Genomic DNA, 25,919 nt, shown 5'->3' with positions numbered 1-25,919 from the left:
CCCGTCGGCTCTCCACGCCCACGCGCAGCACGAACGGGAACGCCGCGCCCAGCAGCAGCGTGGGCACGAACACCACGCACAGCGCCGCCAGTGCGAAGCTGGCGCACGCACCGGCCAGCGGGCTCGAGGTCACCGTCTGCACCCACGCCGACAGTGCCGCTTGTCCGCGCAGCAGCCATTCGCCCAGCAGCACGATCTCCAGCAGTGCCACCAGTCCCGCGCCGGCCACCAGCAATCCGAACGCACCCCATGGATCGCGCGCGTGCCCGGCATGCCGCGCGGCCAGCGCGCTGCCGACGGCGAGCCCCGCGAGATAGGTCGCCAGCACCACGGTAAAGGCAAAGGTGCGGGTGCTGAGAAACTGCACGATGGCCTGCGTCCACACCACCTCGTAGCCGAGCGCGATACCGCCGGCGACCGCATACAGCACCAGCGCCAGCCGGCCGTTGGCGACGTCGCCGGGCGCGGCATGGTTCGCAGACGTTTCCAGCTTGGCAGCGTCGGCCACAGCGACAGTGGCCGGCGTGCGCGACGCCAGCCGCCACGCCACCAGCGCCGCCGCGCCATTGAGCACGCCCGCCGCCACCGCGCTGCCAAGGATGCCAAGCCAGGGGATCAGCATGAAGCCGGCCAGCAGCGTGCCGGCAATGGCGCCAGCAGTATTGGCCGCATAAAGCCGCCCGCCATGCACGCCAACGCGATCGCCGCCTGGCGCCAGCCCGCGCACCAGCACCGGCAGCGTGCCGCCCATCGCCGCCGCCGGCAGCATCACCGGCAGCATTGGCAGCGCCCACGCCAGCAGCCCGGCACGCTGCTCCAGCCATACGAATGGCGCGGCGGCATGCGCCAGCGCTACGGTGGCGCCGGGCGCCAGCACCAGCACGCCGAGCTCCAGCCAGGCGTACAATCGCAGCGGGTTGCCGCGGCGGTCGGCGAGACGGTCGGCGAAACGGTCGGCGACGCGGCCGAACAGCCAGCCACCCAGCGCCAACCCCGCAAAGAAGGCGCTGACGGAGGCAGTGACCGCATGCACGTCGACGCCCACTACCAGCGATAGCTGGCGGACCCACAACACCTGGTAGACCAGCCCCGCGGTGCCGGACGCAAACAGCAACGCGGCAGCCCAAAGCCAGGTCCGGGCGGCCGTGCCGGCCTGCGTCCCCAGGCCTGCGCCGGCGAGCCGGGGGTCGGCGAAGCGCGCCCCATGCCTGCCCTTGCCGCCATTGCCGCGCCGGGCGGCGTGCGATTCGATCATGGACTGCACCGTTGGCGCGAAGGCCCGCGCGCACGCGGGCCTTCGGCGGTTTTCAACTGCCGTCACAAGCGGACGGCGCTCTCAGCTTGGACCACTACTCGCTGCGCTTCTTCATCCCCTCTTCGATCTTCTTGTCGACCTGCTTGCGCACCTGGTCGATGCTGAAGCTCGCCGGATGCTGGCTCGGCGGGTACTCGACGAAGGTCTCCAGGAACGCGCTCGCCTTCATCGTCGCGATACCGGTCAGGTACGCGTTCTTGGCCAGCCAGTCGTTGTACTGGTCCGACACAATGTCCGCGCGCTCGTACGGATCCATGCGCAGGTTGAACACCTTGGGAATGCGCAGGCACTTGAACGCGTCCTGCCAGACCTCGAAGCCGCCCGGCGTGGTCTGCTCGCAGAAGACCACCTTCCAGCTGCCGAAGCGCATGGCCACCAGGTCGCCGTCATCGCTGAAGTAATAGAACTCGTCACGCGCGCTCTTGCTGGTCTGTCCGGTCAGCAGCGGCAGCTGGTTATAGCCGTCCAGGTGTACCTTGAAGTTCTTGCCGCCCAGCGAAGCGCCCTTCAGCAGGCGTGCCTTGATATCGCCATCGCCCGCCGCCGCCAGCAGCGTCGGGAACCAGTCGAGCCCGGAGAACATCTCGTTGGTCACCGTGCCAGCCTTGACCCTTCCCGGCCAGCGTACCAGCGCCGGCACGCGGAACGCCCCTTCCCAGTTGGTGTTCTTCTCGCTGCGGAACGGCGTGGTCGCCGCGTCGGGCCAGGACCACTGGTTGGGGCCGTTGTCGGTCGTGTAGATGACGATGGTGCTGTCCGCCACCTTGAGGTCGTCCAGCGTCTTGAGCAGTTTGCCGACATCGCCGTCATGCTCGATCATGCCGTCGGCATACTCGTTGCCCGGCATGCCGCTCTGCCCTTGCATGGAGGGCCGCACGTGGGTGAAAGCGTGCATGCGCGTGGTGTTCATCCACACGAAGAAGGGCTTGCCGGCCTGGACCTGCTTGGTGATGAAATTCTGCGCCGCCGCGGTTGTCTCGTCGTCGACCGTCTCCATGCGCTTGGTGGTCAGCGGCCCGGTGTCCTCGATCTTGCCATCGGCGGTGCTGTGCAGCACGCCGCGCGGCGAGAAGTGCTTCACGAACGGATCGTTCTTGTCCTTGGGCCAGTACGGGCGCTGCGGCTCTTCCTCGGCGTTGAGGTGATAGAGGTTGCCGTAGAACTCATCGAAGCCGTGCTTGGTCGGCAGGTACTCGTCGCGGTCGCCCAGGTGGTTCTTGCCGAACTGGCCGGTGGCGTAGCCCAGTGGCTTAAGGGCCTCGGCCAGGGTGACGTCGCGTGCCTGCAGTCCCGCCTTCGCGCCGGGCGCGCCTACCTTGGACAGGCCGGTGCGCAGCGGTGACTGGCCGGTGATGAACGACGACCGGCCCGCGGTGCAGCTATTCTCCGCGTAGTAGTCGGTGAACATCATCCCTTCGCGCGCGATGCGGTCGATGTTGGGCGTGCGGTAGCCCATCACGCCCATGCTGTAGGCGCTGATATTGGTCTGGCCGACGTCGTCGCCGAAGATGACCAGGATGTTTGGTTTCTTGCCGGACGTGGCGCCCGCGGCCGCCACCGGCCCCGAGGCGTCCGCCGCGGCGGGCAGGTGGGAATCGGCGGTAGGCTGTGCCGGTGTCGCGGCAGTGTCCGGCGTGGCTGGTGCCGAGGGCGCGGGCGCCGGGGCCGCCGGCTGTTGCGCGGCGGGTGCCTGCTGTGTCGGCTCGTCGGCCTTCTTGCAGCCAGCCATCGCCGCGATGGCAAGCGCCAGGGCCGCCATGGCAAAGCGCGCGCCGCGCCTTGCCGGAACTGTGTTTCTTGTTCGATGCATCGCTGCCTCCGATAGTCAAAACCACTGAAACGCCGTACCCGGAATCAATGCCCTGCCGGGCGCCCTTGTCCGCCGCGCTATTTCGCCCCGGTGCCTGCCGCCGGATAGATCTGCTCCCAGTCCTGCTTCATGCTGACCACGGTCCAGCCCCGGGCGCGCGCCGCATCCAGCGCCTTGTCGAGCTTGCCGACCCGGGACTGGCGGTCGTAGGCGAACTCGCGCCCGGCATCGTCGTGGTGGACCAGCACCGCCATGCGCGGGCCGGCACCGCCAGTGGTGTACTCAAGCATCTGCAGGTCGCCGTCGGAATTGCCCACCGCCAGGATCGGGCGACGGCCGATATGGCGGTAGATGCCGACCGGCTTGCCGGGACCGTCATCGATAAAGTCGAACCTGGCGTCGCGCACCAGCACGGCCTTGCCGTCGCGCATCACGTAGCGCACGGCCTGCGAGGAGCCGATCACCTGCTCGGGCGGGATGCCATACACCGCCTCGGTCCACGGCCGCATGAAATCGATGGTGCCGCCGGACACGATGTAGGTCTTGAAGCCGTTGGCGCGCAGGTAATGCAGCAGCTCGAGCTGGGGTTGGTAGACCAGTTCGGTAAAGGGCCGCTTGAATTTGGGATGACGCGCCGTGGCCAGCCAGTCGCGAATGGCGCGGTCGTACTCGTCGACGGTCATGCCGCTGTTGGCCCTGGCGATCAGCGCGGCGAGCTGTTTCTCGTTGCGCATCAGGCCCTGCATGTCGTTGGCCATCAACGCCTTGAACGCGGCGTTGTTGCGCCATTCAGGGTGCTGTGGCGCGGCGGCGCGGACCTGGTCGAGCAGGAAGAAGAACTGGAAATACAGCGGCTGCTCGCTCCACAGCGTGCCGTCGTTGTCGAACACGGCCACGCGGTCCTGCGGCGGCACAAAGCCGGCCGATCCGGGGCGCGTCACGTCGGCGACGAACTTGAGCAAGGCCTGGCGCGCGGCGCCGTCGCGCCACGACGGCAATAGCTGTGCGGTCGCCGGTGCCGGTTGCGTGGCGGCCGCCTGCGGCGGCTCGCCAGTGGCCGGCGTGGTGCAGCCGCCAAGTTGCAGGCTGGTCAGCGCCAGCGCGGTGGCCAGCGCAGCGAGTGCGCGGCGCGGGTTGCCGGCGCACCAGCGGGCGGCGGTGCAGTTTCGGGGCATGCCCATGTTGATCGCTCCTGTTTGTCGCGCGCGGTGCACTAGTGCGCTGCAGCCTGCTGCTGTCCGGCGCTGGCGACCTGCGCCTGCTTGCGCAGCTCGGCCCAGCGGCTGTCGTCCATCACCAGCCGGAAGCCGAGGTGCGACATGCTGTTATAGGGATCGGTCCCGCGCCGCGCACTGGGGCGGTAGCTGAGGCAGAAGTCTTCGTTGCACAGGAACGAGCCGCCGCGCGTGACGCGCTTGGGCGCGTTGACCGGCACGCCGGCCTCGCTTGGATCCCACGAGGCCAGCGGGCCGGTCGGGTCCTCGATCGGACGGGACTTGCCGGCCTCGCGCCGGAACTGGTCGGCGCGATACCAGTCGGCCACCCATTGCCAGGCATTGCCGGTCATGTCGACCAGGCCATAGCCATTGGGCGGGAACGTGCCGACCGGACTGGTGCCGATGGCGCCCCCGGCCTTGGGGCTGACCACCGGGAATGCCTGCGCCTGCTGCCCCTGCCAGACATTGGCCATCTGCTTGCCGCCGGGCGCGAACTGGTCGCCCCAGGCGTAGGTGGCCTGTTCCAGCCCGCCGCGCGCGGCGAACTCCCACTCCGCTTCGGTCGGCAGCCGCTTGCCGACCCACTTGGCATAGGCCTGTGCGTCTTCATACGAGACCTGCACCACCGGGTGGTCGTCCTTGCCTTCGATCGAGGTGCCGGGGCCGCCGGGGTGGCGCCAGTCGGCGCCGGGCACGTAGCGCCACCAGCGCGAATAGTCGCGCAGCGGCACCGGCTGCGATGTGCCGACGAACACCATCGCGCCGGGCACCATCGCACTGTCGGGCGGGCGCGGCGTGCCGGGCGGAAGCTGGACCTTCAGGGTTTCCCAGGCGGGGACGCGCTCGGCCGTGGTCACGTAGCCGGTGGCATCGACAAACTTGCGGAATTCGGCGTTGGTGACATGGTGCTTGTCCATCCAGAACGCATGCACGCGCACCTTGTGCGCCGGCTTTTCGTTGGGCTGCGCCATCTTGCTGTCGCTGCCCATCAGGAACTCACCGCCGGGGACATGCACCATGCCGAGCGGGCCGCGCTTGCCGTCGCCCGCGACCACCGGGGGCGAGCCGGGAAGGCGCGATTGCGCGTACCACCAGCTGCCGCCGGCGCCCGCGGCAATGCCGGCACAGGCCAGCAGGGCGATCAGCGCATCGCGGCGTCGCTGCGGCGCCGTTGCGGAAGCGGGCAACGTTTGCGGCGTGGCGGTCGTGGCTGCCCGTGCCGCCTGTCCGTGTCGCATGCCATTCCCCATAGGACATCCTCCGCAATGACAAAAGGTGCATCAGGCACCTGCGGGTATCGTCACAGAATGGGTATGGAAAAGGAATTTAGTTTTCTTGCCGCGCGAATTGAATAATTTAAGCCTTTGGCTTATGCGTGGCGATCTCGTTCGCAGCGCTACGGCGCTTGTCGCGGTCGGTGGCCGGACATCGCATCCCTTCGCAGCGAATCCGAATATTGATCAGCGTGGCGAGCTTGCCGATGCTCGCCACCACTTCGTTCATGGTTGCGCCGGTATGTCCGACCAGCTCGGTGCCGGTACGCGCCTGTTCCACCGAGGTGTAGACCTGAACCGCTCGGTAAGCGTGTTCCGGCTAGGGTAAACACGAGGCGTCGTAAGCGCAGCCAAGCGCACCGCGGCTTCCGCTCCTACGCAGGCAAATGTCTAAGTCGCGCGTGTGTGCATAGAACAACCCGTGCCTTCACATTTGTCGATGTTGTTAGTTTTCGTTAACACTGATATGCGGGACGTTTCATTCTTGCAACCATCCCACCCGCTGTAGTGCACACCTCGCCGTCCGGCCAGGCTCAGCCAAATGGCTGAGTTTCTACCGCTTGTGCATGAGAGGGCCCTCGAGTCCATCCACCATTTGTCCTATAGCGCACGGCGATATTGATACATTTGCCGCGCTGTCAGTGACGACCAAGCCTTACCCCACAGACATTGTGCCGCCCAGCCCAAGACCGGCATGGTGCAGTTCCGCCCTTGTCCGCCATCCCCGACATGGCGCGACATGCATGTCCCCGCACCTCCTCTATGGCGCCTGCGGTGCCACTTTGCAACCAAACCGGCCCCTGCGCCGTGCCGGGCGGCGCACGCGATGAAATCGATGGCCAGGCACGCTTGTCGTCGTCTGTAACGACGCTGCAACCGTGCTCAGGAATACGGACATCTTCCGGCCACGCTGACGTTAAAGGAATCCCCATCGATTCAACGGGTTAGTACTCGCTGGCACAACCATCGCTCTCTTCATTTCCCGTGGCAATCCGCCGGCTTTATCTGCCGGACTGGCCGACACGCACAAGAAGAAGCGGCGCCCTCTTGCGCAAATTGCAGGCTCAGGCGACCCGACAGGCAGAGCCCCGCCAAAGCACCGGCACGACTCCCTTTGCATCGAGAGAGACCAACATGCCGCAGACCGTTCTTGCCGTATTCGGGACCAGGCCAGAGGCCATCAAGATGGCACCGCTGATTCATAGACTCCGCGAGGCCGGCAGCTTCGAGCTGCGCGTTTGCGTCACCGGCCAGCACCGGCAGATGCTGGACCAGGTGCTGCGGCTCTTCGAGATCGTTCCGGACTTCGACCTCAACGTCATCAGCCAGTCGCAGAGCCTGTCCGACATCACCACGCGGGTGCTGGCGGGCGTACATTCGGTTCTGGATCGGTTCCTGCCGGATGCGATGCTGGTCCACGGCGACACCACCACCACGCTGGCCGCCACGCTCGCGGCGTTCTACCGCAACGTTGCCGTCGGGCATGTCGAGGCGGGACTGCGCACCGGCAACCTCAGCGCGCCGTGGCCGGAGGAGATGAACCGGCGCGTGACTGACGTGATGGCGTCGTGGCACTTCGCGCCAACGCAGCAAGCGCAGGAAACGCTGCTGCGCGAGGGCGTCGATCCCATACGCATCAGCCTGACCGGCAACACCGGGATCGACGCGCTGCTGCAGGTCAAGGCCCGGATTGATGCCGATGCCAGCATGCGGCAGCAACTGATGGCGCAGTACCCCTTCCTCGACGCATCGCGGCGGCTGGTGCTGGTGACCGGACACCGGCGCGAGAACTTCGGTGCGCCGTTCGAGCGTCTCTTCACGGCGCTGCGCATGCTCGCCGACCGCAATGCCGACTTGCAGATCGTCTACCCGGTCCATCTCAACCCGCATGTGCAGGAGCCGGTGCGGGCCATCCTGGGCGGGCATCCGGACATCCACCTGATCGATCCGCAGGATTACCTGCCCTTCGTGTTCCTGATGTCGCGCGCCTACCTGATCGTCACCGACTCCGGCGGCATCCAGGAAGAGGCGCCCGCGCTGGGCAAGCCGGTGCTGGTCACGCGCGAAACCACAGAGCGGCCCGAAGCCGTGGCCGCCGGCACCGCCCGGCTGGTGGGCACGGATCCGAATCGTCTGATCGCGGCCGCGGAGCTGCTGCTCAATGATCCAGACGAGTACGCATGCATGTCGCGCGCGCACAACCCGTTCGGCGACGGGCACGCGAGCGAACGCATTGTCTTTGCCCTGCAAGGCGAACGGCCTGACGGGTATGGGGCCTGTGGCAATGAGTCGGCGGACGCCGGCGTAGTCAGCTTGTAGAGAGGTAGCAGAGCACGCCAGGAAATTATCGGCATCAGGGACAACAGCGGATCAGCGCAGGGCCGGGAGGCCCGGTAAGTCCGCGCTTAGCAGGAGCAAGTCAATGAAGCGCTCACGTATGACACGGTTCGTGGCAGCGGCAACAGCGGTGCTCTTTACCGCCTCCCTTGCCGCGGTGCCCGCCCATGCCGCACTCACCGAAGAAGCCGCCGCGGTAGCGGCCGAGACCCCGCTCTATCTGCCGGCGAGCCCGACCGATCCAGGCGGGTTGCTGGGCTATGACCACAGCTTCCAGATCGACTTTGCGTACGAGGCGCAAGAGAAGGGCAAGAACAAGGCAGCCCTGAAGGCCCTCAAGGATCAGCTGAAGGCGAAGAAGCCCAAGAAGCTCAAGGCAGGGGCCAAGGTAAAGGCGGGCACATACACGCTCGCGCCGGCGCCTGGCGCCGAACCGGACTGAGGGCTTGCATGCTCGCGTACGTCGATGTGCCGCGGCGTCTTGCACGGCGGCGCACCTTGCAATCATCGCGCTGGGAGAAGACCGTGTTCTACCAATCCTATTCACTGTTGCGGCGAAGCAGCGTCCTGGTGCTCCAGCTATGCCTGGCGCTGCTCCTCGCTTTGCCCGCCATCTCGCACGCCGCCACCAACCAGATCGCACTGCTGGTGCCGGACGGCTTCTCGCTTCCCGATCCGCGCGTCTCGGCCTGGCTCGATGGCGCCCAGGAAGAAGGCCTGAACATGACCGTCATCACCGACACCCAGTTCCAGCAAGGCACGACCCCGGTGCAGTTCTCGGGCGTGATCCTGCCGGACCAGGTGCACGTGAACGCCAGCGATGCGCTGATCGCGGCGCTGGAGACCTACACCAGCCAGGGCGGCAAGCTGATGCTGGTCTACGACTTCGGCGCGCTGACCCCCACCGGCTTCTACGCACCGCAGAAGAGCCGGCTCAGCAATCTTGCCGGCGTCGACTATGTGCTCTATGACCAGTTGCTCGGCAACATGATCGGCGTGGGGCCGATCACCGCGCTGGGCACCACGCTCAGGACGCTGCAGGTGCCGCCGGGCAAGTCGATGGTGTGGGACGCGAACACGACCCCGCCCATCGAAGGCGTCTCGGGCTACGTCTATGGCTTCCTGATCTATCCGAGCTTCGTCACGCAGGGCACCTATACCGGCTCCGCGCTGATCACGTCGCCGAACTTCGGGTTGGTGGCCGGGGTGCGCAACTTCGGCTCTGGCAGCGTGCTGTTCGTCAACCTGCCGCTCGCCTACCTGAAGGGCCAGACCGACGGCATGCTGATGCACGGATTCCTGCGCTACTTCGGCGGCAACCTGATCAGGACGGCGCGGCTTTCCGCGCAGCCCAAGGCGCGCGGCGGGCTGGTGCTGAACTGGCACTTCTGCGCCGGCGACCAGATCGCGCCCGCGGTTGAAATGAATACCTGGGGCACCTTCGACAAGAACAATAGCCCGTTCTCCATTTCCGTGACTGCAGGCCCTGACCATATTAACTTCGGCGACGGCCAGGGCATCAACTTGTCGCAGAACACCGCGGCAAAGAACCTGATGCTGTCCCTGCAATCGAAGGGGCACAAGATCGGCAGCCATGGCGGATGGATCCACGACTACTGGGGCGGCAACGCCAGCGAGAGCAACCAGTCCACCTTCGAGCAATACCTGGTGATGAACAAGCAGAGCGTGGAAGGCGTGACCGGACGCGCGGCGATCGAATATGCGGCGCCCGAAGGCAATACGCCGCAATGGTCGGTCAACTGGCTCGAAGCCAACGGCAACACCGGTTATTACTTCCTGGGCCATACTGGCATGGCGCCCACGCGCAGCTATCGCGACGGCGTGCGGAGCAACGAGACCATCCGTGCCTTCCCGGTGATGCCGTTCGGGCAGTACGCGACCTTCGAGGAGTTCTCTGAGTTCAACGTTCCCGTCACCAAGATCACCGACTGGTACAAGCAGCTCCTCGATTTCGTGGCGAAGAATCGCACCGGCCGGCTGATCTACGTGCACCCGGCGGGCGCGATTGAATACCCGGGGGTGCTTAACGCCATCTTTAACAAGGCGGACAACCTGAAGGCAAACGGACAGTTCAGCTGGTACACGATGGATACGCTGGCGCAGTTCAGCCAGCGGCGCCAGCAGGTCACCTGGAGTGCCACCGATACCGGCAATGCCTGGAGCTTCCAGGCCAGCCATCCGAGCAACCTGACCGACATGGCGTGGGTGCTGCCCCGGACGGCATACACGCAGCCGGTGGTGATCCAGGGGCTCGGGCTGGTGACATGGGATGCCAACAACTGGATCGTGACATCGCTGGGAGGCACTTCGCTGGGATTCATCAGCGGCAAGAAGTAACAGGCTGGGGCCGGCCGCGCTCGCCCGACTGCGAACGCGGCCACGGCGCCCCGCAACCTAAGAACATATTCAGGGAGATTTCGAGCATGCATCTGGCATATCGGCTGTTCCTGTCTCTGAGCGGGATGCTGGTATTCACCATGCCCGTTCCCGAGGCCATGGCCATGGTTTCGGAAATCTCCCGGCGCGGCGACGCCTTCGCCATCGGCGCCGGCGCCCCTGAAGCACACCCCAGACCCTTGTCAGAAGGCGTAAAGCGCACCGGCGCCGAGCCCGCGCGCATGGCCATCGATCTGGCAATGGTGCGGCCAGACACGCTGGAAGAAGAAGGCGTGACGGAACCGGCGTTGCGACCGCGCCCCTGGCCAAAGGCACCGCCGCCGATCAAGGACACGACATACCCGGACGTGCGGACGATCGTGCCGCCGCTGACGGTCCTGCTGATGGGGATCATCGGCCTGGTGCTGTTCTATGCGGTGCGCCATTACCTGTTCACGCTGAACCGGCTGTTCGGGCGACAGCGCCACCCCTACCTGGATATTGATATCGCGGATTGGCCGAGCCTGACCGTGCTGGTCGCGGCCCACAACGAAGAGGCCGTGATCGCCGGTTCGCTGACGTGCCTGCTGCACGCGGACTACCCGGCCGACCGGCTCACCATCATGCCGGTCAACGACCGCTCTTGCGACCGCACCCATGACATCATCGAGGAATTCGTCGCGCGTTACCCGGGACGCATCACGCCGTTCCACCGCACCGGCGGCAAGCCAGGCAAGGCCGCCGCGCTGAAGGACGCCAGCAACAATGTGGCAAGCGACATCATCGTCGTGTTCGATGCCGACTACCTGCCGCCGGTGGGCCTGCTCAAGCAACTGGTGGCGCCGTTCTTCGATCCTGAAGTCGGCGCCACCATGGGCCGCGTGGTGCCGATGAACCTCGGCAGCAACCTGCTGACGCGGTTGCTCGACCTGGAGCGTTCGGGCGGCTACCAGGTCGACCAGCAGGCGCGCATGAACCTGAACCTGGTGCCGCAGTACGGCGGCACCGTCGGCGGCGTCAGGATGCGCGCGTTGCGCGCCGCCGGCGGCTGGCACGACGATGTACTGGCCGAGGACACCGACCTGACCTACCGGCTGCTGCTGGCCAACTGGAAGACGGTCTACCAGAACTGGTCCGAGTGCTATGAAGAGGTACCGGAGACCTGGCCCGTGCGGGTGCGGCAGATCATGCGCTGGACCAAGGGCCACAACCAGGCGCTCTATCGCCACGGCTGGAAGATGGCGATATGCCGGCATCACGGCCTGTTCGAGAAGATCGACGGCCTGGCACTGCTAGGCATCTACATGATGGCGCCGCTGATGCTGTTCGGCTGGCTGCTGGCCATCCTGCTGTTCTATGCCGGCGGCCTGCCGCTGTTCGGTGAGGCCGTGATCCTGTTCGCGCTGATGTCGTACGGCACGCTCGGCAACTTCGCGGCTTTCTTCGAGATCGCCGCCGCCGTGTACCTGGACGGCAGCCGCGAGCGCATCCGCCTGCTGCCGCTGAACTACTTCGGCTTCCTGGTCAGCATGCTGGCCGTGTCGCGCGCGATCCTCGGCCAAGTGGTGTTCGACTACCTGCTCCGCCGCGAACTGCGGTGGGACAAGACCACGCGTTATCGCCAGAGGAGCTGAGCATGTGGCCCTTGTTGCTTGCCCTCCTGACTCTGACTGTGTTCGCGCTGCCGCTGCTGCCGTCGGTGCTTGAATGGCGGCGCCGGCGCGATATCCGCCCGTTGCCGATCGACGGCGAACACACGCTCGACGTGGCCGCCGTGGCCGCGACGTTTCGCGCGATGATCGAGCGGCAGGACGAGCGCTCCGGCCAGCGCGGGATGGCGCATCCGGTCAGCGCGCTGCGCCCGGTGGTCTACGTGACCGGCGCCTTCATGCCGACCAGGGCCGAAGCATTCATGGGCGTTTGCGGGCGCACCATCGTCACCAGCGGCTCGCTGGCGCTGCCCGACAGCTATACGTTTTCGCGCGACATCTATGGGCGGCGCGGCATCAGCACCGGGCGCAGGAATTGCGTGCAGACGCTACTGTCGGAAGGCGAGATCCTGATGCGCACCGGCAGCGAACTGCGGCGCTGGGCGCATGCGCGCAGCGTCCATGTCGAGCCGCAGTGCCGCCTGCAGGGGCCGCTGTCAGCGCTATATGCGATCCGGCTCGAAGACGGATGCGAGTTCGCGTCCGTCAGTGCCGCGGTGATCGGGTTCGGGCCGCGTCACACCGCTGCACCGCCTGTCGTCGATGGCATGGACGGCATGGATGGCATGGATACAGTGGATGGCAAGGGCCCGCAGGCGGGCAACTGGACCCATGCGGTGCTCGACTCCGCCGGAACCGACGGCCGCTGGCTCGTCACCCACGACCTTACATTTCCCGCCAACACGTTGTATCGCGGCGACCTTGTCGTGCATGGCGACTTGTGGATCGGCACCGGTGCGCGCATTATCGGCAGCGTCAAGGCCAGCGGCAGCATCTGGCTGGGCACGCGAGTGCGCATCGACGGCGCACTGATCGCTGCAGGCGCGATCTCGGTGGCACGGGAATGCGCCATCGCCGGGCCGGTAGCGTCCGAGCGCGAGATCGATGTCGGGGCGCGCAGCGTGATCGGCGCCGCGGCAAGGCGCACCACAGTGGTGGCGCCGCTGCTTCGCGTACACGCGGGCACAGTGGTTTATGGCGCGGCATCCGCGCTTGAGGAAGGACGGGTCGTGCCCGATGGCCATCTGGCCATCGATCTGATGCACCCCGCTTGAGGCGCCATACCATGAAAGAAGCACTGCTCGCGCTGCTCCTGATGATCGCTGCCCTCGCCCACCAGCCTGCAGACGCGGCTGAGCTGTCGCTGTCCGGCTACCAGCGCGCCGACGGTGCCATCACCACGTACTTCGAGGGCGACTCGATCGATCCTTACTTTGCCGCCAAGGCGCTGCTGGCGGCGCAGGACGCCGGCGTCAAGACCGGCACCGCCGCAAGCCGCTGGATCGCCTGGCTGCTGCCGCGCCAGCACGCCGACGGCCGCTTCGACCGCTACTGCATGAAAGGCCAGCGCTTTGTCTCCTGCCAGATAGCCGATGCGGATGACGCGTTGATGGCAGCCTGGATGGAGCTGCTGGTCCGCACCGCGCCGCCGCAAGGGATGCCCCCTGCGTGGCAGGCCAGCTTCGACAAGGCCAGCCAGCACCTTGACACCCTGCGCAATCCGGCTACCGGCGTCTATCACATCTCCAACACCCTGCCGGTGGCGCTGCTGATGGACAACGTGGAAGTCTCCAGCGCCTTCAAGGCCACCAGCGACTATCGCCGGCGCCTGGGCGACACCGCCGGCGCCGCGGCCTGGGGCCGCAAGGCCGAGCAGCTCGACAAGGACATCCTGCGCGTGTTCTGGCGCGCCGGCAGCGGTTACCTGGTCAGCACCCAGCCACGCGAAACTTTCGAGTTCTATCCCGACGCCGTCGCGCAGATCTTCCCCATCCTTGCCGATATCCGGCCCGCCAGCCGGCCTCATGCCGCGGCCTACCGCATCTGGATGAAAGAAAACCGGATGGCCTGGCTGCAGATGTCGGAAGTCGATTTCCCGTGGGGGCTGGTGGCCCTGGTGGCCGACAAGATGGGCGACAAGGACGCCATCGCCTGCTGGCGCATGCGTTCCATCCAGTTCCGGCATGGCAAGCACTGGAACGTCCTGGAAGAGGCGCTGTACCTGGCATTCGAGGCGCGCCTGACTCCTGAACAGGCGCTGGCGCCACCTGCGGCCGGCCTGCGCTGCCGCTAAGCGCACTGCCGCGCCGGGCGGGTGCGGCAGCCGTACAACATGCGGCGGGATCGAGGAAACCAGCATCGACCTGAGGCCGCGAAGCATGTATGGTTCAGAGGCTGCTGCCGGGCCCGCGGATCCTGATGGATTCCATCGGGCGAAATCGACACGATCGACAGGATACGCATGGTGAAGCTCTCGGATACCCTTTCGGATACCAGACCCCACGGCGTTCATGGCCTGCCTTGCCTGCTGGGCATGCTTGCGCTGGTCGCCACCACCGATGTCCGCGCCCAGGCCGAAGCCGATGCGCCCAGGACGTTGCCTCCCTCAACCGGCCCCACGACTGCCGCCCAGATCGCCCCTACACCCGCGCCCGCAATCACCGGCTTCATAGAAGGCGGTCTCGGCCACGCCAACCTGACCGGCAACAATGCCAGCTGGAACGACCAGTACCTGCGCGGCGGCATCAACCTGACCCCGAAGGACTACGTCACCGGCGAAATCAGCCACCAGAACCACTTTGGCGACGGTGGCACGTTCTTCGGGCTGGGCTATACGCGCACCTTCGACGAAAACTGGTACAGCTTCCTGAGCGCCGGGACCAGCGCGGGCGGCTTCTTCCTGCCCGAATTCCGCGTCGACGGCATGCTGTTCCGCAAGCTGCTGCCGAAGAAAAACCTGGTCGCGAGCGCCGGCTTCACGTACTACCGCGCCAAGGAAATCTATACCGACAAGACCTTGCTGCTCGGCCTGACCTACTACTTCGACGCACCCTGGATCATCCAGCTCGGCGGCCGGCTGAACCGAAGCGATCCGGGCAATGTCCGCTCCAACCGCGGTGTGGTCGCCCTCACCTACGGCCGCGACAAGGACCAGTACATCACCGTCAAGTACGACGGCGGCACCGAAGCCTACCAGCTCACCGGCGCACAGCAGCTGCTGAGCGACTTCACCAGCCATGAAGTCTCGCTGACGTGGCGCAAATGGTTCACCAAGCGCTACGGCATGAACCTGCGCGCCGTGTATTACGACAACCCGTCCTATCAGCGCAAACAAGCAGAGGTCGGGGTCTTCGCGGAGTTCTAGCCATGACACACCCCAGCGGACACACGCCTGCCACGCGAGACAAGAGCGAAGCTCTTGGCCTGACCATTCTCGACCTGGCCAGGCATCGTTCGCTGGACCGACTGAGCCTGTCCGTGCCGACGCTGGGGGGCATCCTGCTTGTGCCTGTTGCGTTCAACCTGGCCGAGTGGATCCTGCGCGACCGCATCAGCTTCGCGTGGGCCGGGGTACTGGCGTTCTGGATCGACAAGCTGGGCATCAACGGCATCGTCATTGAACGGTTGACGCGGGTGGCATGGTTTAACTTCAACCTCCCCTACCTGAATATCACCGCGGCGGTGCCAGACGTGCTGACGTGGAGCACCACGCTGATCGCCACGCTGGCGGTCTTCCTGCTGTCCTTGCGGATCCCCGACCAATACTTGCCGCTGCGCTATTTCCTGCTGTTTGCCGTCTTTATACAGTTCACCGCTCTGCTGTTCTTCGCGGTGGCACCGCAGAGTTTCCCTTACTCCGCCAGCGAGTATGTGGACAACGTGCTGAAGACCTGTGCCAGCTTGTTGTTCCTGCTGCCATGGGGGCATGCGCTGGTCTATTACATCTTCGACTTTTCGTGGCCGAAGAAGATATTCCTGACACTGATCACGCTTCTGTTCGTGATCGTCGCGGTGCCGTTGCAGCTCGCGCTGCACGTTTATCTGATGGCTTGTTGTTCGCTGCTGATGATGCCGCTGCTGTCGTTTGTGTTCGGGCCGACGCTCATTGTGTTTGGATGTATCGCGTTGTACGGGTGGGCGATGAGTTGGGAGAGGATGGAGCGGGGGGCGGGACACCAATCCTAGGCCACAAACAGGCCATCTTCCTCGCTGCGTTCGACCGCTACCGCGCGCGACGCATGGAGAAGATGCGCCAGACCATCGGCGAAGACGGCAACGGCTTGCATCGCCTGCGCAACGCGCTAACCTTTTATGTCGAATCCTCGCAGGGTGCCCAGGGCCGGCAGGGCTGCCTCGTCGTGTGCAGCACGGCCGAGCTTTCGACCTTCGACCCCGGCGTGGCCCGGCACATCGGCTCGGCGCTGCAGTGCATCGAGGCCGTGCTGGCCGACCTGATCCGGCAGGGTCAGGAAGATGGCTCCATTCCGCCTCACGTGAACCGCGCCGCCAGCGCTCGCATGCTGCTATGCCTGGTTCAAGGAATGCGGGTGGTCGGCAAGACCGGCCGCAGCCGCCCGGCGATGCAGGCAACGCTTCCTTGTCGACCGCCTGCGTGACAGGCGCCAGCGCAGCGAGCCGCTCGCTATTCGCCCGGGCTGACAACTACTCCGCGCAACGCGGCGCGTTCTATCGCCGCCTTGACCAGGCCTTGGACTTTCGCGCTCTCGACAAACTGGCGCGCGTAGGCAGCGCTTTGGTCTCGTCCTTTTGGCGTCGCCATCCCGGTCTTCTCCCCGCCGGACCGGCCCTCAAGCAGTTGCGAACCCGCCAGCTTCACGGCCTGGCTGTACATGCCTGGCTTGGTTCCGAAAATGATATCTACCTTTCTGGCCTGCAACGATTCCACCATGTCGGCAATGGTAGAAGACCGAACCAATGTGGCACTCCGTATGGTGCCGGCAAGATAGGCATCCGGTGAGCTCTTTTCCACCACGCCAATCCGGACGCCGGGCCTGTCGACTTCCGCCAGTGTGGAGATGCGCGAACCCTGTGGAACGAGGTAGCTGAACTCGACCTCCATGTATGGCGCTGTGAAGTCCACAACAGCTTCGCGCTCAGCATTGATTCCCATCGTGGCGATATCCCACTCCCCGTTTTTTGCTCCGGCGATAAGCGCCGGGACTGAGGTGTAGGCGACTGGCTCGAATGGAACGCCGAGACGCCGCGCCATTTCCTTGCCGAGGTCAACGGCAACACCCTTGTATTCCCCTGACGCGACATCCTTCATCGCATGGATCGGGGACCCGGATATGAATCCGACGCGGAGTTTCCCCATCGGCGTCAATGCGCTCCGCGTCTCGGGCGTGGGTGTCGTATGGGTTGCCACGCACCCTGCGAGGGCCAGTGCAAGGACCACCGCAATCCGTGGAATCGTGCGCATATTGCTACCCTGTGCAATTACGGTTGACCCCCGAATAAAAAATGAAACCGGTGCTGCTCATTCTGGTGAAGCGGCGGCGCACTGGCTTTGACTCGTGCTGGCACGCGCACGACGTCTCGGCTTCTCGCCGCGCCACTCGTCCACGCATAAGCGTACACCGCCAGAGGAGACCTCGTGCGCCAATTCCCGGAACTGACTTCAAGCCGGGCATGCCCGACATTCAACTCCCTTTCCACACCGGCGACCGCCGGTTCACGAACGCATCCACCCCTTCGCGAAAGTCACTGCTGCCATAGCACAAGCGAACCAGGTCGTCCGTATCGGCCACCGCCTCCACCGTCTGGCGCCGCAACGCTTCCTTGACGACCGTTTGCGTAACGGGCGCGAGCGCAGCGAGCCGCTCACATAGCGCAGCGACCTCGCCCTCCAGCGCCTCGGCAGCATAGACACCCTCCAGGAAGCCGCACGCCAGCGCAGCGTCGGCATCCAGGATCTGCGCCAGCAGCAGCATGCGGCGCACCGGCTGCAGTCCCCACGCGGCGCGCAGCTTGGCAAGATTCAGCGCCGACAGCGTATTGCCAAGCGTGCGCGCGATCGGCACGCCGAAGCGCGCCTTGGGCGTCGCCACCCGGAAGTCGCAGGCAGTCGCGATGGCCAGGCCACCGCCCACCGCCCATCCCTCGATGACCGCCACAGTGGGCATCGGTAGCTGTTCGACCAGGCGGACGCCTTCGTCGATGCGCGCTTCGTACGCGACCCCGTCATCGCCGTTCGAGAATTGCTGGAACTGCGCGATGTCGGTGCCCGCGACAAAGGCCTCGCCACCCGCGCCGCGCAGCGCCACCACGCGCACGCCTGCGCTGCCTTCCGCGGCAAGCGTGCGGCAGTGCGTAGCGAGCTGCTCATACATGGCCCACGTCATCGCGTTGCGCGCGGCGGGCCGGTCGAACGTCAGCGTAGCGACCTGCCCCTGCATCGTGATTCGTACTTCTCCGTCGCCAGCCGGAGTACCTTCGCGCTGGCTCGCCGCTGGTTGACCGCCTGCTGGCGGCAGCACGGGGTTCATGCGCCGAATGCGCCGGCCACCGCCAGCGACTGCTGTTCGTTCTTCGAGATACCGAGCTCGGCCAGGATTTCCTCCGTATGCTGGCCAAGCAGCGGCGGCGGTCGCCGTACCTGCTGCGGCGTGCCGCCCATCTTCACCGCGAAGCCGATATTGGGCACCTTGCCCTCGATCGGATGATCGATTTCGATGCGCATCTGGCGGTGCCGGCCGTGCTCGCTGTCAAAGGCCTGCGGGTAAGTCAGGATCGGGCCTGCCGGGATACCGACTTCGAGCAGCTGCTCGATCCAGTAGTCGGCGCTCTGCTTGCCGAAGCTCTCCTCCAGCGTGGCGATCAGTGCCTGCCGGTTGGCCAGCCGCAACGCCACGGTGGCAAAGCGCTCATCCTTAAGCAGGTCGGGCCGGTCGAGCGTGTTGCACAGCAGCTGCCACAGCTTCTGGTTGGTGGCCCCCATCACAAAGTAGCCGTCGGCGGCCTTCATCGCCTGGTAGGGTGCACTCATGCGGTTGGCGGTGCCCAACGGCTCGGGCTCGCGGCCCGTGCCCCAGTACTCGCAGGTATCCCACACCGAGAACGCCAGCGCCGAGTCGAACAGCGACGCATCGACGTACTGCCCCTTCCCCGTCTCCCTGGCACCGATGTACGCGGCCAGCATGCCGTAGGTCGCGAACAGCGCGCAGCCGATATCGGCCACCGGCACGCCCGCCTTCACCGGCGCGCCACCGGGGTAGCCGGTAACGCTCATCACGCCCGACATCGCCTGCGCCATCAGGTCGAAGCCCGGCCGCCCGGCCCACGGCCCGCTCTGGCCGAAGCCCGAGATGCTGCAGTAGACCAGCTTCGGATTGATCCGGGCGAGCGTCTCGTAGTCGATCCCCAGGCGCTTCATCACACCGGGGCGGTAGTTCTCCACCAGGATGTCGGCCGTTTCCGCCAGGCGATAGAGCACCTGCCGGCCGGACTCGGTCTTCAGATCCAGCGTGATGCTGCGCTTGTTGCGGTTCATGTTGAGGAAGCCCATGCTGTCCGGGCCCTTCATCTTGAAACCCATGGCGCTGCGCGTCTGGTCGCCGCCGTCGGGCGGCTCGATCTTGATCACGTCGGCGCCCAGATCGGCCAGCAGCATGCAGGCGTAAGGGCCGGCCATTACCTGGCTGACGTCGAGCACGCGCACGCCGGCCAGCGGCAAGTTGGACGCAGGGGCTTGTGTGCGGGAATCGCTGAAATCTGTCATCGGTTGATTCCTGGAAATTTGGATGAGACGGCGGGCGCGGGCGCGACGGCTCCTGGCCATCAGCTTTCCGCCTTCACGCCGGCGTCCTTCACGACCTTTGCCCATTTGCTGGACTCGGACGCGATAAAAGCGCCGAACTGCTGGTTCGAGCCGCCGGAATCCTCGGCGCCGAAGCTCTTGAGCCGCTCGGCGACGTCGGGCATGGCCAGCACGCGGTTGACATCCGCGTTCATGCGCTGCACCAGCACCGGCGGCATGTTCTTCGGACCTACCAGCCCGTACCACGATGCCGCGTCCAGGCCAGGGAAGCCGGACTCCGCCAGCGTCGGCACATTCGGGTGGCTGGTGGCGCGCTTGAGCCGGGTCTGCGCGATCGCGATCACCTTGCCTTGCTGGATAAAGGGCGTGGCAGCGGTCATCGTGTCGAACGCATAGTCGATCTGGCCGCCGAGCAGGTCCGCCACCAGCGGGCCCGAACCCTTGTACGGCACGTGCACCACATCGATCTTGGCCTGCATCCGGAACAGCTCCAGCGCCAGATGCTGCGCCGAGCCGATGCCGGACGAACCGAAGGACACCTTGCCCGGCTTCTGCCGGCATAGCGCCACGATGTCCGCAACGGTGCGCACCTTCTGTTCCGGACGGCAAGTCAGCATATTGGGCGTGACGCCCACCATCGAAATCGGCGTGAAGTCGGCGCGCGGGTCGTACTTGACGTCCAGCAGCGCCGGGGCGATCGCATGGCTGTTGACGTGCGCCATCAGCAGCGTGGTGCCATCCGGCGGCTGCTTGGCCACAAAGGCCGCTGCGATCGCGCCGGTCGCGCCGGGCTTGTTCTCCACCACCACGCTGGTATTCCACATGACCCCGAGCTTCTGCCCGATCACGCGCGCCAGCACGTCCGTGCCGCCACCGGGGGCAAAACCCACGATGATGCGCACCGGCCCTTGCACGTCAGCGGCGGCGCGCGCCAGGCCGGGCATCGCCAGTCCGGCCGCCGCGGCCAGGATGAATTGTCTGCGCTGCATTGCGTGTCTCCGTAGTACTAATCGTTATGGAGCCATCTTCCGCAATGCGCGCGCCGCGGGCTATCGCTATTTTGGGGATTCTGGTTTCGCGTTTTGCGCAAGCACTTCCAGCACGCTGAGCGCGGCGGAGGAAAGTGCGCCATGGGGCCGGTGACACAGTACGAATTGCCGTTTTGCCCAGGGCTCGGCAATGGGCAATCGCACGAAGCGGCTGCCGGCCGCGACCTCGGCGGCGATCGCCTCCGGCATGACCCCGCCGCCCAGGTTCTGCGCCACCAGGGCGGCGATGCTGTCGAAGCCGCCGACCCGCATGCGCATATGGAGCACGCGCCCGGCTTCCTCCGCCAGACGCTCCAGGCCGATCGAGATGGCCGAGCTTTCGCCGAGGACGATCAGGTCGCACTCGAGCACATCCTCGGTCGTGACCTGCTTGCGCCGCGCCAGCGCATGGCCGCGCGCCACCACCAGGACCAGCCGGTCATCGCGATACGGCTCGGTCGGCAGGTCGATCACGCCCAGGCTGCCTTCATAGATGCCGATGTCCACGGTGCCACGGCGCAGCGACTGCTGGACTTCCTGGCTGTTCATCTCCTGCAGGTCGATGCGGACACCGGGGCAAGTGGTGTTGCAGCGCAGGATGTCGAAGGGAAGAAACTGGATGACCGCCGATTTCGGCGCCGCCACCCGCACCACGCCCAGGTCGCCGCCGACGAAAGAGGCGGCATCGTCCTGCATGCGCTGGACGGTATGGGTGATGCCGCGGGCGTGGGCCAGCAGTGCGCGGCCCGCTTCGGTCAGGGCCATGCCGTGCGGGAGGCGTTCGAAGACGGCGACGCCAAGTTGGGATTCGAGTTCGAGGATGCGCCTGGACGCCGCCGCGGCCGCCAGATGCAGCCGTTCCGCGCCGCGGGTGATGCTGCCCTGGTCGGCTACGGCGATGAAGAGCTGGATGGTGGTCAGGTCGAAATGCAGGCGCGGCGCGCGAAAGGGTGCGGAAGACGTCACGATGGTCGGCGCTAAGGGGCGTCGTTTGGGGGCGAGCTACCGTTCGGGCGCAAGGAATCCTGGTTACGAAGTGCCTTGGAATGCTCTGCCGCTGGCTGCGCCATTCTCCACCTATGAAGCGGTGTCAAGCAAGCGGGATTCTCCCGCGAAACCGTGCCGGGATATTCGGCATGAGAGGCGCGAAAACGGCGATTCTGGGTGGCCCCTCTACCAAACGTGTTCCCAGACGGGGGCTTTGTACGGTTTTGTATTACGCCCCGCCAACGATACGCACGCCGACAAATCCGGCCGTCGCGTCCTACAGGCGCGATACATCGGTCTCCTTTAATGCTTTCCACGGGCCCACGATGAACTGCAACGATGCAGCCCTCACCGGACCCCTGCCCTGTCAAACGCTAAAGGAAATCGATCATGACGACCAACATCGCCAAGCGCATTGCTCTCGCCATCACCCTGGTTGCCGCTGCAGCCGGCGCGCAGGCCGCCAGCCTGTCACACGCTGGCGCCCGCGATCCGTTCACCGATGGTGCCCGCTCAGTCAGCGATGCACGTGACCCGTACACCGACGGTGCGCGCTCGGTGCAGGAATCGCGCAGCCCGTTTGTCGACGGCGCACGCAATGTTGATCCGCTCCTGGACGGCGCCCGCTCGCTGGCCGGCCTGGACCGCGCGGGTGTCTCGGCGGACCCTGCACGCAGCGTTGACCCGTTTTCCGACGGCGCCCGCTCCCTCGCCGGCCGCGACCGGACCTGGCCCTCGAACGATCCCGCGCGCAATGTCGATCCCTATCTCGACGGCGCTCTGACGTGATGCCGGGTGCCGTTGGGAAGCGGCGCGCTGGCGGCTCGCTCGTTCCGCGTGAGGCGCTTCGCCGGTTCCAGGCTTATTCCGGCAATGAGAAAAACGCGGTGCATGCCGCGCCTGCCTGCGACGAGATCAAAACCTCCAGAAGAGGAACTGCCGCTGCCGTTGCGCCTGGGCCGTGCGCGGTGGCCGGCTCCCAGGGCCGAGCCGCGCATCGGGATCGATAGCCCGCGCGCGCAGCGCCATGTCGTAGAACGCGCCCACCATCGGCAAGGCGCTGTGTGCGCCCTGGCCCCAATGGTTGCCGAGCGTTACACGTCCATCGTCGAAACCCACCCATGCGCCCGCGACAAGTTGCGAATGCATCAGGATGAACCAGCCATCCGTGTTGTCCTGAGTCGTGCCCGTTTTGCCGGCCACGTCGGCGCGAATCCCGAAGCGCGTCCGGATACCCGCGCCAGTGCCCCGGCTGACGACGTCGCGCATCACGTCGACGAGCGTTTGCGCTGCGCCGGCAGGCAGTGCCTGTTCCGGCGCAGCGCTCGCGAATTCGGCGAGCACCTTGCCGTCGCGATCCTCGATGCGAGTGACCATGCGCGGTTCGATATAGGCGCCACGGTTCACGATCGTGCTATACGCGGAAACCATTTCCTTGAGCGTGACCGGGCTTGTACCGAGCGCCAGCGACGGCACCGCTTCGAGCGGACTCTCGCGCACGCCCATCGCGCGCGCGAGCCGTGCGACCTTTCCGGGGCGTTCCTTTTGCATGAGCTGGGCGGTGACGCGGTTGCGCGAATACGCCAGCGCGTCGCGCAGCGTCATCGGCCGGCCGGTGGGGGGGTCCGCGTCGGTAGGCCGCCAGACCGCATCCCCGGTCAGTGGAATGGCGACGTTCCGGTCTACGATCGTATCGCTCGGCCGCGCGCCGCCCGCGAACGCGGCGCCATAGACGAACGGCTTGAAGGTCGAACCCGGCTGACGCCGTGCCTGCTGCACGTGATCGAACGGTGCGTCGCTGAAATTGCGACTGCCGACCCATGCCTTGATATCGCCGCTGCGCGGATCGATCGCGACAAAGCCGGCCTGGACCTGAGCCTTGCTCCGGCAAAGCGCGCGGACAAAGGCGGGGTTCCTGGCAAGCTTCCTGATTGCTGCCGGGTCCGATTGCCCAGCATCGCGTGCGGCGCGATAGTCGGACGTTTGCCGGATGAATGCCTGGAACAGTCCGTTACCCGGCCAGCAGCCGGTGCGTTCGTTCCATGCTTCGTTCGCGATCCATTGCAACTGGTTCGCCTGCCAGTCCACCGCCTGCGCTGCCATCGCCTGCAGACGGTAATCCAGAGTCGTATGCACGACCAGCCCGTCGGCATAGATGTTGTAGCCGTTGCGATCGGCCCACGCGATCAGCCACTTGCGCAGCTGCGCCGAGAAATGCGGCGCGGCGCCCGGTTGCGCGGTCTGCAACGTGAAGTTGACGTGGAGCGGTTGTCGCTTCAACCAGTTGTAGGCATCAGGCGCGAGTTTCCCATACTTGCTCATCTGCCCGAGCACGGTGTTGCGCCGCTGCACCGCGCGATCGGGATTGAGCACCGGGTTGTAAGTGCTGTTGGCCTTCAGCATGCCGACGAGCGTTGCGCTCTCGAGAATGTCGAGCTGGTGGGCCGATTTGCCAAAGTAGGTACGTGCGGCCATTTCCACGCCGTAGGCGTTATACAGGAACGGCACCGTATTCAGGTACGTCTCGAGGATCTGGTCCTTGCTGTACACGGCTTCGATCTTGAACGCCGTGATCGCTTCCCTGAGCTTGCGCGCGAGGGTCGGGGCGCGGCCGATTTCCTCGGGATACAGATTTCGCGCCAGTTGCTGCGTGATCGTCGATCCGCCCTGCCGGTCGCCGGAAAAGGTATGCAGCGCTGCCGATGCCGTACGCATCCAGTCGACGCCGAAATGCTCACGGAAACGCCGGTCTTCGGTTGCGATCAACGCTTCCACCATGTATGGCGAGATCTGCCCGAGCGACACCCACTCGCGATTGGCCGGTTTGAATTGGTCGATCAGCCTGCCGTCGGCCGACACAATCAACGCTGGCCGATCGACACGGGCTTTACGTACGTCTCCAATGCCGGGCGTGAATGGTACGAGCGCAAGCGCATACAGCAGCAACAGCGCCGGCAATGCGGCGAGCGTCAATACGATGCCGCGTCGCGTGGGGTGGCGAAGGCGATGCAGTACGCCGTTGAAACCGCGTCTGGCCATGGTGCCGACGGCGGCGTGGAATGGTTGGACGCGTGCGAGCCACCGTGCGCAGTATTCACGAAACAACGTTACATGGCGGCAATTCACAATGAGGGGCGCGGGCGGAAAGTGCGGGATCGTACCAAAAGCGGAAGCGCGCTTCCGTTCTCAAAGCAATGCCGTGGCACGCGGCATTAACAGACGATTACATTTGTTTCGGGTGGGCAAGGTTCTGGGCATATCGTAGCCCGAGATGGGCAAGATAGCGTGCGTCCTTGGCACTGTTTGCAGCAAGCGGTAATTTCCAGCGCCCTTTTCGGATTTGCCCAGTTGATTCCTTATAGGGCATCTTGTTCCATGGCTCCGGTGGCGACTTGCCATGCCTGCTTGCGGAGATTTCGCCATGGTGACCGTGATGTCGATGAAGTTTCTGATGGACTTGTACAAGGATTGGATCGTCGCCTACCGAATCACGGTCAGAAAGTACCCAGCCTTGCCAATCCACTTCTGCGGAGCAACTTTTTTTGTAGTGCTGTCCGCGGCATTGTCAACGCTAAGATTCTTGATGACGTGGAACGGATGCTCGACCCGCGCCCGAATCTGGGCCTTGGCCCGCGCGACGGCGATCAGCAAGTCCTTGACCGCTCCGTCACGCAACGCCTTGATTTTGCCGCGCTTGACGGCCACCTGCCACTTCACGGTCTTGCTTTGCATCTCCTCGCGCTTGTCCACGCCCGTGTAGCCCGCGTCGCCGAACGCATGCTCCTCGTGGCCATGCAGCAAGGCATGCGCCTGCGATAAGTCCGACTCGTTCGCTGCAGTGCCCACCACGCTATGCACCAGCCCAGAGGCCGCATCCACGCCGACATGGGCTTTCATCCCAAAGTGGTAAGTAGACCCGGGGAACCGCCCCCGAGCCTCTCGCAGAACCGTACGTGACACTCTCGCGTCATACGGCTCCCGTTATCCAGCCGCTTGCGTAACCACACGCCAGTGAGCGAACAGCATCGAGTTGTTATGGCGCATCCTGTCCAGCCATTCGGCACTTCGTCGCTTGCGCCTGTGCAGACCCTTGTACTTCCGTCGGGCCCAACGCTCAAGGGCGCAGTCGATGTGCTGGAAGATGCGAAGCATCGCAGTCTTGTAGAACGCGCCATAGTAATTCCACCACCCGTGTATCACTGGGTTGTACAGTCTCGCCACATCGGCAAGGGTTACATGGGTCTGGCGATTGAGTCGCCAACCCCGCACTGCCTGCCGCATCCGCTT

Annotated in this window: 21 protein-coding genes and 2 pseudogenes; 10 read left to right on the top strand and 13 right to left on the bottom strand. The window is 65.4% G+C overall.

Features of this window, described 5'->3' with window-relative positions; all coding sequences use genetic code 11:
- From AB1I47_RS29495 to AB1I47_RS29475, 5 genes are all read right to left on the bottom strand, one after another.
- On the bottom strand, positions 1–1,255 hold a 1,255-nt coding region (locus AB1I47_RS29495; RefSeq protein WP_354687226.1), incomplete at its 3' end, for a fused MFS/spermidine synthase.
- A 94-nt stretch (positions 1,256–1,349) separates the two neighbouring features.
- The gene (locus AB1I47_RS29490) at positions 1,350–3,125 is read right to left on the bottom strand and encodes an arylsulfatase (RefSeq protein WP_407935935.1); all 1,776 of its coding nucleotides are present in this window, start codon (positions 3,123–3,125) and stop codon (positions 1,350–1,352) included.
- Between the two features lie 77 nt (positions 3,126–3,202).
- Positions 3,203–4,300, bottom strand: a complete 1,098-nt coding sequence (locus AB1I47_RS29485; protein WP_407935936.1) for an HAD family hydrolase — start codon at positions 4,298–4,300, stop codon at positions 3,203–3,205.
- 38 nt (positions 4,301–4,338) lie between these two features.
- Positions 4,339–5,580 (bottom strand): formylglycine-generating enzyme family protein, encoded by a 1,242-nt coding sequence (locus tag AB1I47_RS29480; RefSeq protein WP_354687224.1) that lies wholly within the window; start codon positions 5,578–5,580, stop codon positions 4,339–4,341.
- Positions 5,581–5,698: 118 nt separating this feature from the next.
- A complete protein-coding gene (locus tag AB1I47_RS29475) occupies positions 5,699–5,845 on the bottom strand; it encodes a hypothetical protein (protein ID WP_354687223.1) in 147 nt (48 codons plus the stop codon).
- A 905-nt stretch (positions 5,846–6,750) separates the two neighbouring features.
- Here AB1I47_RS29475 and wecB point away from each other — a divergent pair.
- The 9 genes from wecB (at position 6,751) to AB1I47_RS29430 (ending at position 16,456) form a co-directional block, all read left to right on the top strand.
- Entirely contained in the window at positions 6,751–7,935 is a 1,185-nt protein-coding gene (wecB, locus tag AB1I47_RS29470; protein ID WP_354687222.1) for a non-hydrolyzing UDP-N-acetylglucosamine 2-epimerase, read from the top strand.
- Positions 7,936–8,038: 103 nt separating this feature from the next.
- Complete coding sequence (locus AB1I47_RS29465; RefSeq protein WP_354687221.1) at positions 8,039–8,395, top strand: hypothetical protein; 357 nt, start codon at positions 8,039–8,041, stop codon at positions 8,393–8,395.
- A gap of 128 nt (positions 8,396–8,523) precedes the next feature.
- Complete coding sequence (locus tag AB1I47_RS29460; RefSeq protein ID WP_354687229.1) at positions 8,524–10,311, top strand: polysaccharide deacetylase family protein; 1,788 nt, start codon at positions 8,524–8,526, stop codon at positions 10,309–10,311.
- Between the two features lie 86 nt (positions 10,312–10,397).
- Positions 10,398–11,984 carry a glycosyltransferase family 2 protein gene (locus AB1I47_RS29455; RefSeq protein ID WP_407935934.1) on the top strand — a complete coding sequence of 529 codons (1,587 nt, stop codon included), beginning with the start codon at positions 10,398–10,400 and terminating at the stop codon, positions 11,982–11,984.
- 2 nt (positions 11,985–11,986) lie between these two features.
- A complete protein-coding gene (locus AB1I47_RS29450; RefSeq protein WP_354687220.1) occupies positions 11,987–13,114 on the top strand; it encodes a bactofilin family protein in 1,128 nt (375 codons plus the stop codon).
- A gap of 11 nt (positions 13,115–13,125) precedes the next feature.
- A complete protein-coding gene (locus AB1I47_RS29445) occupies positions 13,126–14,133 on the top strand; it encodes a hypothetical protein (protein WP_354687219.1) in 1,008 nt (335 codons plus the stop codon).
- Positions 14,134–14,301: 168 nt separating this feature from the next.
- Positions 14,302–15,204, top strand: coding sequence for a YaiO family outer membrane beta-barrel protein (locus AB1I47_RS29440; RefSeq protein ID WP_354687218.1), 903 nt, complete (start codon positions 14,302–14,304; stop codon positions 15,202–15,204).
- A gap of 2 nt (positions 15,205–15,206) precedes the next feature.
- Entirely contained in the window at positions 15,207–16,025 is an 819-nt protein-coding gene (locus AB1I47_RS29435) for a hypothetical protein (RefSeq protein WP_354687217.1), read from the top strand.
- 62 nt (positions 16,026–16,087) lie between these two features.
- Complete coding sequence (locus AB1I47_RS29430) at positions 16,088–16,456, top strand: TetR family transcriptional regulator C-terminal domain-containing protein (RefSeq protein WP_354687216.1); 369 nt, start codon at positions 16,088–16,090, stop codon at positions 16,454–16,456.
- A 26-nt stretch (positions 16,457–16,482) separates the two neighbouring features.
- On the opposite strand, the gene AB1I47_RS29425 is transcribed toward AB1I47_RS29430, so the two are convergent.
- From AB1I47_RS29425 to AB1I47_RS29405, 5 genes are all read right to left on the bottom strand, one after another.
- The gene (locus tag AB1I47_RS29425; protein ID WP_407935933.1) at positions 16,483–17,280 is read right to left on the bottom strand and encodes a transporter substrate-binding domain-containing protein; all 798 of its coding nucleotides are present in this window, start codon (positions 17,278–17,280) and stop codon (positions 16,483–16,485) included.
- 220 nt (positions 17,281–17,500) lie between these two features.
- Positions 17,501–18,346: an enoyl-CoA hydratase/isomerase family protein gene (locus tag AB1I47_RS29420; protein ID WP_354687215.1), complete on the bottom strand. Its 846-nt coding sequence runs from the start codon at positions 18,344–18,346 to the stop codon at positions 17,501–17,503.
- Positions 18,343–19,578: a CaiB/BaiF CoA transferase family protein gene (locus AB1I47_RS29415; RefSeq protein WP_354687214.1), complete on the bottom strand. Its 1,236-nt coding sequence runs from the start codon at positions 19,576–19,578 to the stop codon at positions 18,343–18,345. The genes AB1I47_RS29420 and AB1I47_RS29415 overlap by 4 nt, the downstream gene beginning before the upstream one ends.
- A gap of 59 nt (positions 19,579–19,637) precedes the next feature.
- On the bottom strand, positions 19,638–20,606 hold the full coding sequence (locus AB1I47_RS29410; RefSeq protein ID WP_354687213.1) for a Bug family tripartite tricarboxylate transporter substrate binding protein: 969 nt from the start codon (positions 20,604–20,606) through the stop codon (positions 19,638–19,640).
- A gap of 66 nt (positions 20,607–20,672) precedes the next feature.
- Positions 20,673–21,611 carry a LysR family transcriptional regulator gene (locus AB1I47_RS29405; protein WP_354687212.1) on the bottom strand — a complete coding sequence of 313 codons (939 nt, stop codon included), beginning with the start codon at positions 21,609–21,611 and terminating at the stop codon, positions 20,673–20,675.
- Between the two features lie 411 nt (positions 21,612–22,022).
- Between AB1I47_RS29405 and AB1I47_RS29400 the strand changes: the two are divergent.
- A pseudogene (locus AB1I47_RS29400) lies at positions 22,023–22,334 on the top strand (hydroxyquinol 1,2-dioxygenase); the annotation flags it as partial.
- 213 nt (positions 22,335–22,547) lie between these two features.
- Here AB1I47_RS29400 and AB1I47_RS29395 read toward each other — a convergent pair.
- The 3 genes and pseudogenes from AB1I47_RS29395 to AB1I47_RS29385 form a co-directional block, all read right to left on the bottom strand.
- Positions 22,548–24,671, bottom strand: coding sequence for a penicillin-binding protein 1A (locus tag AB1I47_RS29395; protein WP_354687210.1), 2,124 nt, complete (start codon positions 24,669–24,671; stop codon positions 22,548–22,550).
- 534 nt (positions 24,672–25,205) lie between these two features.
- Positions 25,206–25,550, bottom strand: a pseudogene (locus AB1I47_RS29390) (transposase); the annotation flags it as partial.
- A 63-nt stretch (positions 25,551–25,613) separates the two neighbouring features.
- Positions 25,614–25,919: group II intron maturase-specific domain-containing protein (locus AB1I47_RS29385; RefSeq protein ID WP_354687209.1), on the bottom strand; the 306-nt coding region annotated here is incomplete at its 5' end.

It is taken from the genome of Cupriavidus necator, assembly GCF_040578825.1.
GTDB lineage: Bacteria > Pseudomonadota > Gammaproteobacteria > Burkholderiales > Burkholderiaceae > Cupriavidus > Cupriavidus necator_E.
This window is presented reverse-complemented; position numbering and strand designations above follow the sequence as displayed.